Source organism: Mycobacterium sp., assembly GCF_032159775.1.
Taxonomy (GTDB): domain Bacteria; phylum Actinomycetota; class Actinomycetes; order Mycobacteriales; family Mycobacteriaceae; genus Mycobacterium.
On record NZ_JAVHWK010000028.1, the window covers coordinates 16,916 to 33,269 of the forward strand.

Sequence of the window (16,354 nt, forward strand, 5' to 3'; positions counted from 1 at the left end):
GCACGGTCATCACGTCATTTCCTTGGCTCCGGCATTGGCTTGGTGCCGCAGCAGCACAATCGAGGCGATGCTGATGGCAGCGAGCACGTCGATGTAGCCGGCCACCGACCAGCTGGTGCCGGTGGCCGACAGCAAGGATGCGGTGATGAACGGGGCGAGGCCACCGCCGAACACGGTCCCGACCTGATATCCCAGTGATGCCCCGGAGTAACGCACTTCGGTGGGGAACAGTTCCGCGTAGAGCGCGACTTGCGGCCCGAACATCATCGAGTGCCCGACGAAGCAGACAACGAGCGCAAGCAACATGAGCCACAGGTTGGCCGTGTCGATGAGGCCGAACATCGGCCATGCCCATATCGCCACACCGAGAGCACCGATCAGAAAAAGACGTGGCCGGCCGTACCGATCGCTGAGGTGAGCGAAGTACGGGATACAGACCAGGGGGCAGACGCACGCGGCGAGGATGACGCCGAGGACCGCACCTTGGCTCAGCTCGAGAGTCTGGACCCCGTAGTTCAGCACGCCCGAAACGATGACGAACGCGACGGCATTTGGCAGCACGAATGCACCACCGGCGAGAAGAATCGTTCGCCAGTGAGACTTGATCACTGCCGCGATCGGCGCAGAGTCGGCTCGCGCCGGTCCAGTCTCGAGTGACGCACGCTCCTCCTGGAGGCGGCGGAACGTCGGGGTGTCTTTGATCGCGCGGTGGATATAGAGGCCGATCGCGACCATCACGATTCCGCTCAGAAAGGGAATGCGCCATCCCCACGACATCATCTGCTGGTCTGTGAAGGCAAGCGACAGAACAAGATAGCTCGACAGCCCGCCGATGAGTCCCAGCTGCGCCCCGAACTGAACGAAGCTACCGAAGAACCCTCGACGACTTGGCGGGGAGTTCTCCGTCAGCAGCAGGGACGCACCGCCCCACTGGCCGCCGAGAGCGAAGCCTTGCAGGATTCGCAGAGCAATCAGGATGATCGGTGCCGCCCAACCGATGGCAGCTGCGGTCGGCAGGAGACCGATGACAAACGTACTCACTCCCATGAGAAGGTTTGACGCCACGAGAACAGGTTTACGGCCGTATTTGTCGCCGTAGTGTCCGGCGACTGCTCCGCCGAGGGGGCGGGCCACGAAGCCAACGGCGAACGTCGCAAACGAGGCAAGAGTGGCAGTCGTCCCGCTCAGTTCCGAAAAAAATAGGGGGCCAAGGAAGATGGCCGAAGCGGTCGCAAAGACAAAGAAATCGAAGTACTCGACGGCCTGCGCGAGAATTGCGACGATAACCACCCGTCGCTCGGGGCCCGTGCCTTCGTTGCGAAGGTCCACGTCACCGTGACGTGGGTTGTGGTCCGCCGATGTGCGCGCAATTTCTGTCATCTTCGTGAGCGGCGGCTACTTGTCGACGGCGGTCAGCGGCGCATCAGACTTCTTGCGAATCGCGATGATCCCTCCGCCGATCACCAGCGCCATGCCCAGGACGACGAAGAGCGTCGGCGCCCGGTCCCAGATGGCCCAGTCGATCAGTGCGGTGAAAACGATGACCGTGTAGATGAAGGGACCCACCTTGACCGCCGACGCGTAGCGATATGCGAAGACGATGAGCACCTGACCCACGAGCAGTGTCAACGCGATGCCGATGAGGTAGATCGACGCCCGCGCTCCGAACGGCTTCCAATCGATCAAGGCGAACGGAGCGACCAGCACGGTGGAGAAAAGAAAGTAATAGAAGAGGATTCGGGGCATCGGCTCGGTTGCTCCCAGCCAGCCGACGGACATGAGCGCGACAGCGAGAAAGAACGCGCCGGCCAATGCGTAGACGGCACCGATGTTGAAGTCCGCATGGTGGGGCTGCAGGACGAAGACCACACCGATGAAACCGATCGCCGCGCCTATCCATGTTGCGGTACCGGCGCGGTGGCGGAACACCACCCACGCGATCACGGGCATCCACAGCGGAGCACTGAACGTCAGCAGGATCGCGTTCGTCAGCGGCATCAGCGTGATGGCGACGAACAGCGCATACCAGGCAGCGGTTCCAGTCGCAGCCCGCAGGATATGCAAACCGATCTTGTCGGTTCGAAGCGAAGCCCAGCCGCGATGGAGGGTGATCGGGACGAAGATCAGAAGGCAGATCAAATTCTGGAACAGCAGCACGACCGCGGTCGACGTGAGCTCCTCGGTTGCTTTCACCAGAGCGCTCATCACGGCGGTGCAAAAGAAGGACAGCGAGCTCAAGGCGGCACCGAATGCCAGATTTTCGGGCATCTGACCTGCGCCGATGCGTGACATCTGCGCCTCCCCTACGTCAATGTTCGCCGGTCGGAGAAACTTGCTGTCGGCTCTCCTCCCGACTTCTCAGCGCAGCGTAACTGTCGAGATCGACAATTATGGGTGTTTGCCACACGCCGGCGCTATCCGATCGTCGCGCCAACGAGGTGGCCGATACCGAATGTGATTGCCATGGCCAGCGCGCCGCCGATGGTCACGCGCAGGATCGGGAGAAGTGGTTTGGCGCCACCGAGTCGGGCAGCGACCCAGCCGGTGATCGCCAGCGCGAGCAGCACCGCGGCGACGGTGATCGCGATGCGCGTCGACGCGGGCGGAAGAAGAATCGCAATCAGTGGCAGCAGTGCGCCGATCGTGAACGACACGGCCGACGAGATGGCGGCCAACCATGGATTGGTCAGTTGCTCCGGATCAAGACGCAGTTCGAGTTCCGCATGGGCGGCGAGCGGATTGTGAGCGGTCAGTTCCGTGGCGGCTTGGCGCGCGGTCTCCGCGGAGAGACCTCTTGCCTCGTAAAGCGCCACCAGCTCGTCTAATTCAGCGTCGGGCTGCAGCTTCAGTTCTTGAGTTTCTGTCTCGAGCAGTGCCCGTTCGGTATCGCGCTGCGTGCTGACGGACACATATTCGCCGACCGCCATCGACAGCGCGCCAGCCGCCAGGCCCGCGATGCCTGCGGTGAGCACTGGCCCCCGTTCGGCGGTGGCGGCGGCGACGCCGATGACAATGCCTGCCGTCGACACGATCCCGTCGTTGGCGCCCAGAACTGCGGCGCGCAGCCAGTTGAGTTTGTTGGCAACAGAGCCGTGGTGTGGCTGCGCGTTCGAAGTGTTGGGCGCGCCCGGTCCCGGTGTTGCTGTCATGGTTTGAGGTTAGTCCGACCGCTGACGCTGCCGATGATTTCCCGCAAAGCGACTTTCCGATCCGACAGGGCGGTTTACCCTCAGAGCTAACCCCTATGAAGATGATATGTCGCGAATATTCCTAAGCCATTCAAGTCTCGACTCCCGCGAGGCGTTGGCGTTGAAGCGCTGGCTCGTAGAACAAGAGCCGCCGCTGGCGACCGACATCTTCCTCGACATCGATCCTGATGTGGGCCTGCGACCGGGAGAGCGATGGAAAGACAGACTGCAGCAGGCGAGCGCCAAGTGTGAAGCAGTCGTCTGCCTCCTGTCGAACAACTGGGAGGCATCCCACGAGTGCAGGACTGAGTATCGTGTCGCGGAGAATCTGAACAAGCAGATATTGTGTGCCCGCCTCGAGCCCTCGGCCGGTGACGACCTGACGTCAGAGTGGCAGCGGTGCGACCTCTTCGGCGAGAGCGACATGACCTCGATCGATGTCGGCGGCGGACCACCGGTCATGTTCTCCACGGGTGGGTTGTACCGGTTACGAGATGCCATTCGCGGGACCGGCATCAGCGCGAATTCTTTCGTCTGGCCACCGCCCGACGACGTCGGTCGGGCACCATATCGCGGTTGGGATCCGTTCGAACAGGTCGACGCCGCAGTGTTTTTCGGCCGGGACGCGCCGATCGTGCACGGTTTGGACGAACTCCGGGGCATGAGACTGGCCGAGACGAAAGCGCTGTTCGTCGTCCTTGGCCCGTCGGGCACGGGCAAGTCGTCGTTCCTTCGCGCAGGATTGATGCCGCGGTTGGCACGCGAAGATCGTCGTTTCGCGCTGTTGGGTGTCGTGCGGCCCGGCCGCAATGCGCTCACCGGAGATGCCGGCCTGGCTGCGGCTATTTGGCATGCTCGCGACAAGCTGGGCATATCGGCACCAAGCCTCGGTGAAATCAAGTCCGCGTGCACGGACGACATCGAGCGACTTCGCGAGTTGCTGATCGAGCTACAGAAGGCGGCGGCGGACCGGCTACCGGATCCGGTTCACGGCGATGAGAAACCGATCCCTCCAACGCTGATTCTGCCGCTGGACCAAGCCGAGGAACTGTTCTCCGCAGACGCCGGAGCTCAAGGCGCGCAGCTGATGTCGTTGATTCGGCGATTGACGGTGCGAACGGATCTGAAACCGCTGAGCCTCATCGTGGTGGCGACCATTCGAACCGATCGATATGAGGTCATGCAGACTCACCCGGAACTGGTCGGCGTCGAGTCGAGGGTGTTCGACGACCTCAAGCCAATGCCGCCGACCCAGTTCAAGGAGGTGATCACCGGCCCGGCCGCTCGGGCAAGTGACGGGGGCCGTCGCCTCGCGATTTCACCGGACTTGGTGGAGAGACTTCTCGTTGATGCCGCCGAGGGCGCCGACACACTGCCAATGCTGTCGCTGACGTTGGCGCGGCTGTACGCCGACTACGGCTCGACCGGTGAGTTGACGGTTCAGCAGTACGACGCGATGGGTGGGATGCGCCGCGTCGTCGAGACCGAGATCAACGAGGTCCTCGCCACTGATTCCGACCAACGCAGCCGCCAACTCGATTGTCTGCGCGCTGCTTTCATTCCGTGGCTCGCCACGGTCAATCCACATAATGATCAGCCGATGCGTCGGGTGGCTCGCTATGAAGACCTGCCCGAGGAAAGCAGACCACTGATCGACGCTCTGGTGGCCAAGCGGCTGTTACTGAAGGACCAGCGCGACGGCCACATCGTGGTCGAGGTCGCCCTGGAAAGCCTGCTGCGCCAGTGGGATGAGTTGGCAGGCTGGCTTCGCGAGCAACGCCAGGAGCTGCAGGTCGCCGATGATGTCGAGCGAGCCGACACGGCGTGGCGAAGCAACGGCAAGGATCCGGCATGGCTTCTCGCAGGGTCACGGTTGGCGGATGCTGAAAACGTGGTCAGCTCAGCTACATTCACGCAGCGGATGAATCCTGTTCGTGAATACCTCGACGCTTCTCGACAAAGCGAGAACGAGCGGGTCGCCGCGGAGGAGGAACGTCGGCATGCCGAATTGCGCAATGCGCAAGAACGGCAAGCACAGGCCGAAGCTCATGCAATCGATCTTCGCAAGCGGTCGCGGATCTTGCGTGCCGTTGTTGCGATTACCGCGGCAGTCGCCGTGGTTGCCGTCGTTGGGCTCGTCTATGCCGTCAGCGCCCGCCATCAGGCGCAAGACCGATTCCGCCAGGCGACTAGTGTGCGGCTGGCCTCCGACGCTGACAGCATGTTGAACGGCAGCAGGCCGGGCAGTGATGCAAGGGCCTTGCTGGAGCTACTTGCCGCGAACGCGCTCTCCCCGAATATATTTGACCAGAGCATCTACTCCGTCGGTGTCGATACATTCAACACCCTCAAGCTGATCGACCCAGGGATGGGGGTCTTCGGTGCCATCTTCAGCCCTGATGGCCGCCGCTTCGTGACAGGAGGCGATAACGGAACGTTGCGCTTGTATGACGCTCAGACGGGCCTTCAGCTGGGTCCGGACTTGGTCGGACACACCAAGTGGATCGACGGTGCCACGTTCAGTCCCGACGGTCACAAAATCGCCTCCGTCAGTGACGATTTCACCGTACGGCTGTGGAACGCCGATACGGGCCAACCCATCGGCCAACCGATGATGGGCCATCAAGACCAGGTGTGGGCGGTATCGTTCAGCCCGGACGGGCACATGCTCGCGTCCGGCAGCGTGGACCATACCGTGCGGCTGTGGAACGCCGACACCGCCACGCCCATCGGCCAACCGCTGAGACACCCAGACAGGGTCATCAGCGTGGAGTTCAGTCCCGACGGGCGACGCATCGTCACGGGGAACGCCGACGGAACGCTGAGGTTATGGGACGTCAGGACCGGGCAGCAGTCCGGGCCTTCGCTAATTGGTCACACCGGCGAAGTGATCGATGTGGCGTTCAGCCCAGACGGCCGCAGGATCGCGTCCGCGGGCGGCGACGGGGATGTGCGGTTGTGGGACGCCGAAACCGGGCTGCCGATCGGCGAGCCCCTTGCCGCCCGCGGGAGCCGCGTGCTCAGCGTGGCATTCAGCCCCGACGGTCGCCGGCTTGCCTCCGGGAGTGGTGATGGTGCGGTGCGGCTGTGGGACCCCGACACCCGACAGTTGCTTGGTGCGCCCATGAAGGGCCAGAAGGGTGGAGTCTGGACTCTATCGTTCAGCCCCGACGGAACCCGACTGCTATCGGGATCGCAGGACGGGACGATCCGATTGTGGGATGTCGGCATACGTCGGCCGCTCATCGGCCATATCGGGGGCGTGTCCAGTGTGGCGGTGAGCCCGGACGGAAAGCGCATCGCGTCGGCGGGTGCCGACGGCACGGTTCGGATGTGGGACGCCGACAACGGCCGCCCGATCGGCAAGCCGCTTGTCGACAGCGACAAGCCGTTGTCCAGCGCCGTGTTCAGCCCGGATGGAAAGCGTCTCGCCGTCGCCGGCGCCGACGGCATGGTGCGGATGTGGGACGCAAACGCGGGCACGCTTGTTGGTGATCCGATCAATCCCGAGCAGGGGCCACTGACGAGCCTGGCGTTCAGTCCCGATGGACGCCGTTTGGCCATCGGCGGTGGAGACACGTCGATCGGCGTGGCGAATGACCATGATGGCACCGTCCGGTTGTGGGATGTCAAAGCGTTCCGTCCCGTCGGACAGCCATGGCAACACGGCGAACGCGTGAACAGTGTTTCGTTCAGTCCTGACGGTAAACGCATCGTCTCCGGCGGCAACGAGGGCGACAACACCGGCTCCGTGAGGTTGTGGGACGCCAACACGGGTCGATTGGTTGGGGCAACCACGATCGGCGAGGCGCAGAGGATTGTATGGGCCGTGACGTTCAGCCCGGACGGGCGTCGCGTGGCGGCCGCCGGTGTCGACGGTTTCATCCAAGTTTTGGATGCCGACGGGCTCGACATGATCGGTCAGCCGATGAAAGGCCATGAGGACAGGGTCGTTTCCTTGGCGTACAGCCCGGACGGCCGCACAATCGCTTCCGCGAGCCGCGACGAAACCGTCCGGTTGTGGGACGTCGAGTCCGGTCAGCAGGTAGGTGATGCCTTGACCGCGCACACCGACAACGTGGACAGCGTGGTGTTCAGTCCCGACGGGCAGCGCATCGTTTCCGGCAGCACCGACGGCACTGTGCGGGTCTGGCCATCCAACGCAAGTGCAAAAGACCTGTGCGACAAGCTAACTGAGAACATGAGTCACAAACAGTGGAACGAGTGGGTGTCGCCCGACATCGACTACATCAAGGTCTGCCCAGATTTGCCGATTCCGCCGGACTAGCTACCGATCACCGCTGACGAGCGTCGGCTGTCCAACACGGCCCGAGGTCGTGGCGGACCGGATGGCTTTGAGATCGACCAAGGCTAGTGCGTCGGGGATCTGACGCACCGCGTCGCGGTCGAGGTCGGCGATGTCGTCGGGCAGCTCGTCGAACGGAATCAGATAAGGCGTGGTCTTCTGGTCAATATCTTTGGGCCCCAGCCGCCAACCGGACTCCAGTCGTTCGGTTACCCATCGTTTGTGCTCGGCGATCGCAAGCATCTCGAACTCCTCGTCGGTGAATTCGAACGCTGGTGCGCTTATGTCATGCAGCGGAGCGATCGTGCACCCGATGCTGCGCAGTTTGACTGGCATGTCGCGGGCTTGGGCTCGATTGGATTCCTTACGCGACTCGTCCAGTTCTGACCACGGCGGCGCATCCTTGCCGACGGCGAGTTGCCCTGCGCGCCAACGGTCGTGAATGGCCACCGCGATCCGCTCGAATGAACCGCCGGCTACAAATTCGGCCGTGCACGTGCGCTCCAGCGCCGGGAACACGCTGACGTTCGTCAGTTCACCGCTGCCGGTCGCGTCGGTGATGAGCCGGGCCACCCCATCCGTACGTGACAGCGCGACGACGATCGGCACCTTCGGATCAAGGTCGTGACGCAATCTGAGCATGGCCTCAATCGCGTCTTCGTCGCGATATGCGCTCACGTAGGCGCGCGTTATGGGGGGCGCTCCCGCCTCGGCCTGCATCGCGTCGAGTCGATGCAGATCACGCACCGACATCGACGATTCGATGAACCGGCACACCGATTCAATGGCCGGGTATTGGTCGAGGAGCCCGCGAAGGCGGTCCCGGGCCTGGTCGTCGACAACCGTTACCCACAGTGGCGTTTCGTCAGTTCGGTCTGTAAACCAGTCCCAGGCCGCGTGTTTCACCAACCAGGTCCCCATCGCATCAAGGCGGCTGACGAGAATGTGCGGCTGGCCGCTCTCCCCAGCGGCCGTAAAGGGGAAATCGTCGAGGCACAGCCGCGCGCCGATCTCGTCAATGTTGAAGAAGTCCAGCGACGATTGAGCACCATCGTTGGAGTTGGCCTCCTGGACGCGCAACAACCGGCACAGCTCCGGGTTTTCGATTCGAGCCAGACATCGCAGCTGACCGCGTCGGCGGCCGGTCGTCGAACGTCTCGCGACGGCGACGATCTCGGTGTTCACCGCATCGTCCGGGCACACCGCGAGAAGTCGGGCCGCACGTGGCAGCCCGGCCTCACGCAGCGTGGCTTCCAGCTGCGCGTCACCCAAAATGACTGGGCTGCGCCAACTGCGACATGCCTGCAGGGACGAGTTCGCGGGGTCCAATTCGACAACGACGACCTGATAGCCGGCCTGGCGAAGACGGGCCCCGAACAAGCTGCCGACATAGCCGAGTCCGCAGATGATGACGTGGCCCCGCATCAGCGGGATGCGGAGCTGTTGGAACCGATCGTGAAACAACAGGGCCAGCCCGCTCAGTGCGGCCCAACCGGACACGACCGGGGCGAGGATCCGAGCGATCTCGATCTTGACCGGTAGCCCAGTGGTGCCAGGTGAGCCCATCAAGAACAGCTTGAAGGTGTTGTAGGCAATATCGGTCGCCCCGGGAGGGTGCTTCATTGCCCCCTCGATGTACTGCTCGTTCAGGTATTCCGTATATCCCAGCCAGCCAAGGGTCAACGCGATCACGGCGGCGAAACCGAGCAAGGCCCATCGAAACTCAGCGATGAAGCCTCGAAAGGACCTCGAGGGCATCATCGATACCTGATCACGTGAGTACTGGTGTCTTTGCGCGCAGCATGCCGGAGCGCCATGGGGGCAGCGTAACCGATCATATGTTGCTGCGAAGGGGAAGCGACATGGCGTCCTATTCAGCGAATGACACTGTGTGGCTCGATGTAGCATTCGACCGGATTGAGACCAGAAGTGGGCCGATCGGAACGGCTGCCGACAAGCGGAGAAGCGGATGAAAGACATTTTGATCGGCGTCGCTGTCTTCGCGATCATTTTCGGCGGCGCAATGCTAGGGATGTTTCTTGGGAAAATCCTTCCTGATCAGCATCTGGGCACAGAATCTCGTGACGCTATCAGGATCGTGATGGCCATGCTGGCGACGCTGTCGGCGGTGGTGCTCGGCCTCCTCACCGGCTCCTCGATCGGCTCGCTCGGCGAGAGAGAAGGTGAACTGCGCAGTGCGGGCGTGCAATTCATCATGCTCGATCGGACCTTGGCCGAGTACGGACCGGAGACCGCGCAAATCCGGGCTCTCGCCAAGCAATTGCTCGCAGAACGAATAAGTCAGATTTGGCCGGAGGAAGACAGTGCGGTGTCGCTCACAGCACTCAGCAGCGGAGCCGGAATCGTGCTGGTTCAGCGGGATCTCTTTGCGCTATCGCCGCAGACGGAACAACAGCGGTGGCTCCGGGGCAATGCGCTGCAGATCACCAACACGATAGCGGAGTCGCGTTGGACGACCATCGAACAGATCGGGAGCAGATTTCCCTGGGCATTCTTTGTTGTCGTCGTGGCCTGGCTAACCGTTATCTTCGCCAGTTTCGGGCTTTACGCACCTCGCAATGCCAGCGTGGTGGCAGCGTTGCTCGTTGCTGCACTTGCACTCGCCGGCCCGATCTTCATGATGCTCGAAATGGATCAGCCCTACGGTGGACTGGTCAAAATCCCCAGCACTTCGCTGCGCGTCGCGTTGGATCAATTAGGTAAGGCTTAAGCGGCGGCAGGCTTTCCGCGCCTGTGCGAGGTTTCCTCAATAGCTCATATCGCCGCGACAGGAAGGCGATACTCCCTACAACAGCTCACCGGCATCGGACGGCGACATTGGGGGACACATGAATATCGCACGGATGCTTGGTGGCGCGGCCGTCCTTTTTGTGGTGGCTACCGGCGCCCCGAGTATCGCCTGGGCCGGCGGTCCGACTACCCCAACTTCGCCCTCTGTTCCTGCTCCGGCGGCTCCCCCGGCGGAGTTAAGCGGGACCTACACCTTCACTGTGCAATCCGGAAACACCACTGCGTGGACGATCACACCATGTGGCATCGGATGCGCAACTGTCGCAGCGTCGAATTCGTCGGCCGGGAACGCACCCTACAGCGGGCAGGCGCAGTTGGCGGGCGACCGCTGGACCATGACAGCGATCCGCCCCGACGCTCTCACGTGCGACGACAACAGCCGCGCTCAGGGAACGACCGTATACTCCTGGGACGCAGTCACATTGGCCGGGACTGCCTTCAGCCAGGGAGGCCCAGGCGTGTGTGGCAGCACCGACCCCTCCGGTTCCCGCGGTCCCACCTCCGAGTTCACGTTGACGAAGGTCGGCTAAGGTTCGCAGTCCAACCCGTCATTCCAGAACTGATGGCGTGGTGCTGACGAGCATGCTGTTCCCGTCGACGTCGCCTGCCGCGAAGATGTGAGGGACGTTCGGGGCAGCGAAGGCGTCGACTGTCACGTAGCCGCGCTCGGTGACCACGACGGCTGCGGCGGCGTCGACGAGGTCGGCAGCCGACGCGAAGAACGCGGCGTCCACGTCGACCACTCTGGAGTCGTCGCCGACTCGATAGCGCACGCGCACACCGGGATCGAGTCCCTCGAGTTGGTGGACTGAGGCGCTGGTGATGACCTCGATGCCGCGCCCTTGGAAAGCGTGTTCGAGCGCGACCGAGACATCGATGTCCGCGCGCGGGACGATCCGAGGCCCGTATTCGACAAGCGTTACGGCACAACCGAAATCGGCCAGGATCGACGTGAGCTGGCAGCCCGCGTCGGCCGCCCCGATGACGCAGACCCTCTCTCGGGCAGAGCGGTCACGTTGCGCACGTCCTCGTAGGTCAGGCCGAGCTCGGCCCCAGGGATGGGTAGCCGCCCCGCCCTGCCCTGCCGCCGACGGCGATGATCACCCGATCCGCCGTCCACGTGCGGCCGTCGGCCGCGGCAAGGGTGTGGGCGTCGACGAAGCGGACGTCGCCGGCCTCTTCAACGAGGTGACCCCGGCGGACCGAATGTGGCCGGCGATGCGCTTGCGCTCATGGAGGTAGGCGGCCACCCGCTGCGCGTTGGCCAGTGTCCGCACCGGCGCGGGACCGCTGTTGAACGCGGTGCCGCCGACGCGCCCCCGCTCGATCAGCGTGACCTCTGCGCCCAACTCGGCGGCGTGCAGTGCCGCAGACACTCCGGCAAGGCCACCCCCGATAATGACAACCCGCATCTCGCCTGCTCCTTCGCCACCCACGTGCGGCCGGTCGAACGCGAAGCCGTAGCCGCTGCCCAAAAGTAGGGCACTTCTGGTTCTGTTGAGGGCCGACGGTGTCAAACGCTCGCCTACGCGTGCCGTCGGTTCAGCAATGCCATCTATGGCATCACCTTGCACAGTGCATCGAGGGTCCCCGCCCAAGCACTGTCCGAGGGAGCCGCGTATCCGATTACCAGCGCATCCTGCTCCGACAATCGCCACTCGGAGTCCGCCTCTTCGTAGCGAAACTCCGCCATTCCGCTGACCGCCAGCCCTTCTCGGGCCGCCGACTGCACGACCGAGCGCTCAGTGCCGCGTGGGAGTTCGACAACCGCTTGCAACCCAGCGGCCATGCCGGTCACACGAATACCAGGGGCTCTCTGCGCAAGTGCCGCTACCAACTCGTCGCGGCGGCGCCGGTAGCGCAGCCGCATCGAGCGCACATGCCGGTCGTACGCGCCCGACGCGATGAATTCCGCAAGCGTCAACTGGTCGAGCGTGCTTGACCATTCGACGTACCCTTTGGCCGCCACGATGTCGGGCACCAGTCCCTCGGGCACCACCATCCAGGCGAGTCGGAGACCCGGCGCCAGAGACTTACTCGCCGAGCCGAAGTACACCACTCTCTCCGGGTCAAGCCCCTGTAGCGCGCCTACCGGCTGGCGGTCGTATCTGAACTCCCCGTCGTAGTCGTCCTCCAAGATCAGTCCGCCGGTGGCACGCGCCCAGTCGACCGCCGTCGCGCGCCGGTCTGGTCGCAGCTCGACTCCCGTCGGATACTGGTGAGCCGGTGTCAGAAGAACCGCGCCTACTCCGTTCATTCGTGCCAAATCGCCGGTGCGCGCGCCACTTTCGTCGACGTAGACAGGTGGCGTGCGCAGGCCGGCGTCGGTCAGCAGATCACGATAGACGTCGAAACCGTACGACTCAACAGCTACGGCACGTACCCGCCGCGCCCGTAGTGCCTGTGCCGTCAGCATCAGGCCGTGGTGGAATCCCGAGCAGATGATGATGCGCTCCGGCTCGGCGTAGACACCGCGGGCCCGCGCCAGATATTCCGCAAGCACGGTACGCAGCTCGAGGCGGCCGAGTGCGTCTCCGTAGCCGAAGGCGTCGTGCGGCGCCGCGGTCAAAGCGCGACGGGCTGCGGTAAGCCACTGTGTGCGAGGAAACTCCGCAAGGTTCGGCGACCCCGGCAGCAGGCCGTAAGTGAGACGGAGCGGGGCTCTCGCTGCGGCAGCGGCATTCGTGACCCGGCGTGGCGCGGCCCGCCCGGCAACCCGGGTCCCGGACCCCTGCCGAGCTGTCAGCCATCCCTCGGCAATGAGTTCGGCATACGCGTCGGCCACGGTGTTGCGGGCGACGCCGAGGTCGGCGGCGAGCGAGCGGGTCGACGGCAGCCGGGTCCCGGGCACCAGACGTCCTGTGCGCACGGCCTCGCGCAAAGCATTCATGAGCCCTACGCGCATCCCGGGCCCGATGAGATCCAGATGCAGGTCAGTGCCGGACACCAGAGGCGGCTTACCGACGAAAGTGGCCCAGTCATCTGTCATGGAAATGGACCATACGCCTAGGCCACTTAGCCCGTAGCGTCGGAACCAATCGACAAGGAGCACCATCATGCGAATCAAACTGACATTTGTCACACCGCTGCTGGCGGCGGGCGTCGCCGCTGTCGCGATCGTGACCGCACCCACGGCCACGGCCCTCCCAAAGACCTGCGTCGGGAACGGCCCAGGAATGACGTGCCGATCGGACGGCAACGTCGAGATCACCAACCTGGCGCCCGACGTCAGTTTGATTCCCCAAGGGACCATGCCGTATCTACTCGGCGCCCACTGAAAGACAAGGTGATGACAAGTTCACGCCGCGTTTTTCTCGCGGGTGCATCCGGAGTCCTTGGCAGCCGCCTGGTGCCGCTACTGGTTGATGCCGGCTACATCGTCGGCGCAATGACGAGGTCGGCCGGGAAAGCCGACCGGCTCGCTGCCCTCGGCGCCCAACCGATCGTCTGCGATGTCTTTGATCGTTCGGGCCTCTTCAGCGCCGTTCGTGGGTTCACGCCCGACGTACTACTACACGAGCTGACCGACCTTCCCGACGCGCTGGAAAACCTGCCGGAGGATTCGCGCCTCAATGCCCGCATTCGCGTGGAAGGCACCCGCAATCTGCTCGACGCGTTGAAAGGCGTGGGCCCGACGAAGGTTGTGGCGCAGAGCGTTGCATGGACGATGGGGCCCGGGCTGGAAGCCGATGCGGTCGCCTCACTCGAGCGAGCTGTGCTCGCGGCCAGCGGCGTCATCCTGCGCTATGGCCTGCTCTACGGGCCCGACACCTACTTCGAGGGTGAACTGCCTCCGGCGCCACGCGTGCACATCGACACCGCTGCAGCTCGGACGCTCGAAGCGCTCGACGCCCCCTCGGGCATCTTGACCGTCGTCGAATGACCCACTCGCTCAGTCGCCGCGCCCTCCCCGCGGGATTGGCGATGGCGGGTGCGGCAATCACGTTCACGAGTCTGTATCTCGCGGCAGGCGCGCTGATGCCGCTGCTGGTCGACTACCGGGAAAAGTGGGACCTGCCCGCAGCGATTCTCACGGTCGCGTTCGCGGTTTTCGCGATCGGATTCCTCGCCGCCGTTCTCACGATGGGATCGCTCTCCGACCACGTCGGCCGTCGCCCAGTTCTACTAGGAGCACTCATCATTCAGCTCGCATCTAACGTCATGTTCCTGCTGGCGCCTGACATCGGGTGGGTGATCGCGGGTCGGATCGTGCAGGGTTTTGCCACCGGCTCAGCAACAACTGCTTTCACCGCGGCGCTTGTCGAACTCGCCCCGCCGAATCGCAAGAGGCTGGCCACGATCCTTGGCAGCGTCGGCCTGACCGGGGGGCTCGGAGTCGGATCCTTGCTGACGGGCCTTGCGATCCAATTCACGACTGACGCGAATGCCATCGTCTTCACCGTTCTCGCCATCATGACGGTCCTGGGAATCGTCGTCGTCGCCATGTCACCAGAGAGCGCGCCGCCGGTGCCCGGTGCGCTCGGCTCCCTGGTCCCCCGCGTCGCCATCCCACCCGCTACGCGAAGGGAGTTCACGGCTGCAGTGCCCGTGATCGCCGCAGTCTGGATGCTCTCAGGCCTATCGGGCGGGATCGCCCCGAGCTTGGTGCGCAGTGTCTTCCTGCTGAACAGCGGCCTGCTCAACGGATTGTCGGGGTTCATCGCGCCGGCAATGTCGGCTGCGGTCGGGCTCATGTTCGTCCGCCTGGACCCCCGCCGCTCGATGATTGTCGGCATCTACGCATCCGTCCTCGGGGCCGTCGGCATCATCAGTGGCGTCTGCGCCGGAAGCGTGGCAATCATGATCGCCGGACAAGGCGTCGCCGGTGTGGGGTTCGGTGCGTCTTTCACCGCATCCCTGCGGCTGGTCTTACCGCTTGCACCGGCGCATCAACGGGCGGGCGTCGTCGCCAGCATCTACCTCGTCTGCTACCTCGCTTTCGGAGTGCCTGTCGTCGTCGCCGGCCAGCTCGAGAGTCGGATTGGCCTGGTGCCGACGGTCTTTTGGTACACCACACTGAGTGTGCTCTTGGCGCTCGTCGGCCTCCGGGCGCAGCGGAACCTGGGCAGCGCAAGCTCGCGATGTCGAGATCGGTAGCAACGGCGGCGGTGTCCACTTCCATCCACGGGACCGCCAGTTTCGGATGCGCGACGAAATAAGGAAACACCGTGAACACCACGCAGATCCTGAAGCGAGCAATTGCTGAATAGCTTTGGCCGCCTTCGCCCTTCGCGGTTTGGGTCTGGTCCGCTTTGGGGCTAGCGGGTGCCGCCCAGGCCGGCCCACCTGGTGCCCAGGAGAAGAGAAGCCGAGAGAGGCGCGGTGGACGGAGTGGCAGAAGGGCCCATTTCAGACCATCGGCGGCGGGCGGGTAGCGGGACCCAACAGATCGGCGCTTGTGTTCGATGAGGTGCGCCGCCACCGCCCGTACAGCGGCAACTCGCGCATCGACTCACCTGCCGGCATCGACCACCGTCGGGCAAGAAACCGAATCACCGTCCGCACGTAACGGGTCGTATCGGAATACCACCGCCATTCGTAGAGGCGGCCGGTCAGCAGCCACTGCGCAAGCGCCTCCGATTCGACGCCCTGCAGATAAGGCCGGACCCACGTCACCATCACCCACGCCCGCTCTGCCGCTTCGCCGGGAAGCCGGAAGGTCCACTCGATCGGAACGTCACCGGCGGCCATGGTGTGCCGCACCGCGGGGCGTTGCAACTCGGTGCCGTGGTCCGATTCCGGCACACCGAACAGGTGCACCGAGACGTTGTGGAAGACCCCGGGCCCGCCCACCTCGAACCGCACGCCGTAGGCGCCGCCGCAGTGAGGGTCGGTGGAGTCGTGACGGTCCGTGGAGAACGCCACCAACCCGCCGACTGCGACATAGCGGGAGAACACCAACGCGCTTCCCACCATGAGGAACCGTCGCAGCGCCAGCAGCACCGTCAACGTCGCGACCGTCAGAGCGACGACACCCCACATCAGATCCACCCGCACAGAGTGTCAGAGCTTGCACAAGAACCGGGTGACAACGCTGGACACAGCAAGG

Annotated in this window: 12 protein-coding genes and 1 pseudogene; 5 read left to right on the forward strand and 8 right to left on the reverse strand. The window is 63.9% G+C overall.

Annotation, left to right across the window (positions count from 1 at the left end; genetic code table 11):
• Positions 1-9: 9 nt before the first annotated feature.
• The 3 genes from QOJ24_RS03070 to QOJ24_RS03080 form a co-directional block, all read right to left on the reverse strand.
• Positions 10-1,380, reverse strand: coding sequence for an MFS transporter (locus QOJ24_RS03070; protein ID WP_526258987.1), 1,371 nt, complete (start codon positions 1,378-1,380; stop codon positions 10-12).
• Between the two features lie 15 nt (positions 1,381-1,395).
• Complete coding sequence (locus tag QOJ24_RS03075) at positions 1,396-2,292, reverse strand: EamA family transporter (RefSeq protein WP_526258989.1); 897 nt, start codon at positions 2,290-2,292, stop codon at positions 1,396-1,398.
• Positions 2,293-2,414: 122 nt separating this feature from the next.
• Positions 2,415-3,149: a VIT1/CCC1 transporter family protein gene (locus tag QOJ24_RS03080; protein WP_526258990.1), complete on the reverse strand. Its 735-nt coding sequence runs from the start codon at positions 3,147-3,149 to the stop codon at positions 2,415-2,417.
• A 106-nt stretch (positions 3,150-3,255) separates the two neighbouring features.
• Between QOJ24_RS03080 and QOJ24_RS03085 the strand changes: the two genes are divergently transcribed.
• On the forward strand, positions 3,256-7,476 hold the full coding sequence (locus QOJ24_RS03085) for an nSTAND1 domain-containing NTPase (RefSeq protein WP_526258992.1): 4,221 nt from the start codon (positions 3,256-3,258) through the stop codon (positions 7,474-7,476).
• On the opposite strand, the gene QOJ24_RS03090 is transcribed toward QOJ24_RS03085, so the two are convergent.
• The gene (locus QOJ24_RS03090) at positions 7,477-9,255 is read right to left on the reverse strand and encodes an NAD-binding protein (protein WP_526258994.1); all 1,779 of its coding nucleotides are present in this window, start codon (positions 9,253-9,255) and stop codon (positions 7,477-7,479) included.
• Between the two features lie 208 nt (positions 9,256-9,463).
• Here QOJ24_RS03090 and QOJ24_RS03095 point away from each other — a divergent pair, with 208 nt between their 5' ends.
• Entirely contained in the window at positions 9,464-10,225 is a 762-nt protein-coding gene (locus QOJ24_RS03095; RefSeq protein WP_526258996.1) for a bestrophin-like domain, read from the forward strand.
• A gap of 628 nt (positions 10,226-10,853) precedes the next feature.
• On the opposite strand, the pseudogene QOJ24_RS03100 reads toward QOJ24_RS03095, so the two are convergent.
• From QOJ24_RS03100 to pdxR, 3 genes and pseudogenes are all read right to left on the reverse strand, one after another.
• Positions 10,854-11,306, reverse strand: a pseudogene (locus tag QOJ24_RS03100) (FAD-dependent oxidoreductase); the annotation flags it as partial.
• Positions 11,307-11,405: 99 nt separating this feature from the next.
• Positions 11,406-11,717 carry an FAD-dependent oxidoreductase gene (locus tag QOJ24_RS03105; protein WP_526258998.1) on the reverse strand — a complete coding sequence of 104 codons (312 nt, stop codon included), beginning with the start codon at positions 11,715-11,717 and terminating at the stop codon, positions 11,406-11,408.
• 143 nt (positions 11,718-11,860) lie between these two features.
• The gene (gene pdxR, locus QOJ24_RS03110) at positions 11,861-13,294 is read right to left on the reverse strand and encodes a MocR-like pyridoxine biosynthesis transcription factor PdxR (protein ID WP_526259000.1); all 1,434 of its coding nucleotides are present in this window, start codon (positions 13,292-13,294) and stop codon (positions 11,861-11,863) included.
• A gap of 67 nt (positions 13,295-13,361) precedes the next feature.
• Between pdxR and QOJ24_RS03115 the strand changes: the two genes are divergently transcribed.
• Genes QOJ24_RS03115 through QOJ24_RS03125 form a run of 3 tightly spaced genes read left to right on the forward strand, consistent with a single transcriptional unit; the run spans position 13,362 to position 15,402 of the window.
• Positions 13,362-13,583: a hypothetical protein gene (locus QOJ24_RS03115; RefSeq protein WP_526259002.1), complete on the forward strand. Its 222-nt coding sequence runs from the start codon at positions 13,362-13,364 to the stop codon at positions 13,581-13,583.
• Positions 13,584-13,594: 11 nt separating this feature from the next.
• Positions 13,595-14,188, forward strand: a complete 594-nt coding sequence (locus QOJ24_RS03120) for an NAD-dependent epimerase/dehydratase family protein (RefSeq protein ID WP_526259004.1) — start codon at positions 13,595-13,597, stop codon at positions 14,186-14,188.
• Complete coding sequence (locus QOJ24_RS03125; protein WP_526259005.1) at positions 14,185-15,402, forward strand: MFS transporter; 1,218 nt, start codon at positions 14,185-14,187, stop codon at positions 15,400-15,402. The genes QOJ24_RS03120 and QOJ24_RS03125 overlap by 4 nt, the downstream gene beginning before the upstream one ends.
• Positions 15,403-15,654: 252 nt before the next feature.
• On the opposite strand, the gene QOJ24_RS03130 is transcribed toward QOJ24_RS03125, so the two are convergent.
• Complete coding sequence (locus tag QOJ24_RS03130) at positions 15,655-16,296, reverse strand: hypothetical protein (RefSeq protein WP_526259007.1); 642 nt, start codon at positions 16,294-16,296, stop codon at positions 15,655-15,657.
• Positions 16,297-16,354: the final 58 nt, after the last annotated feature.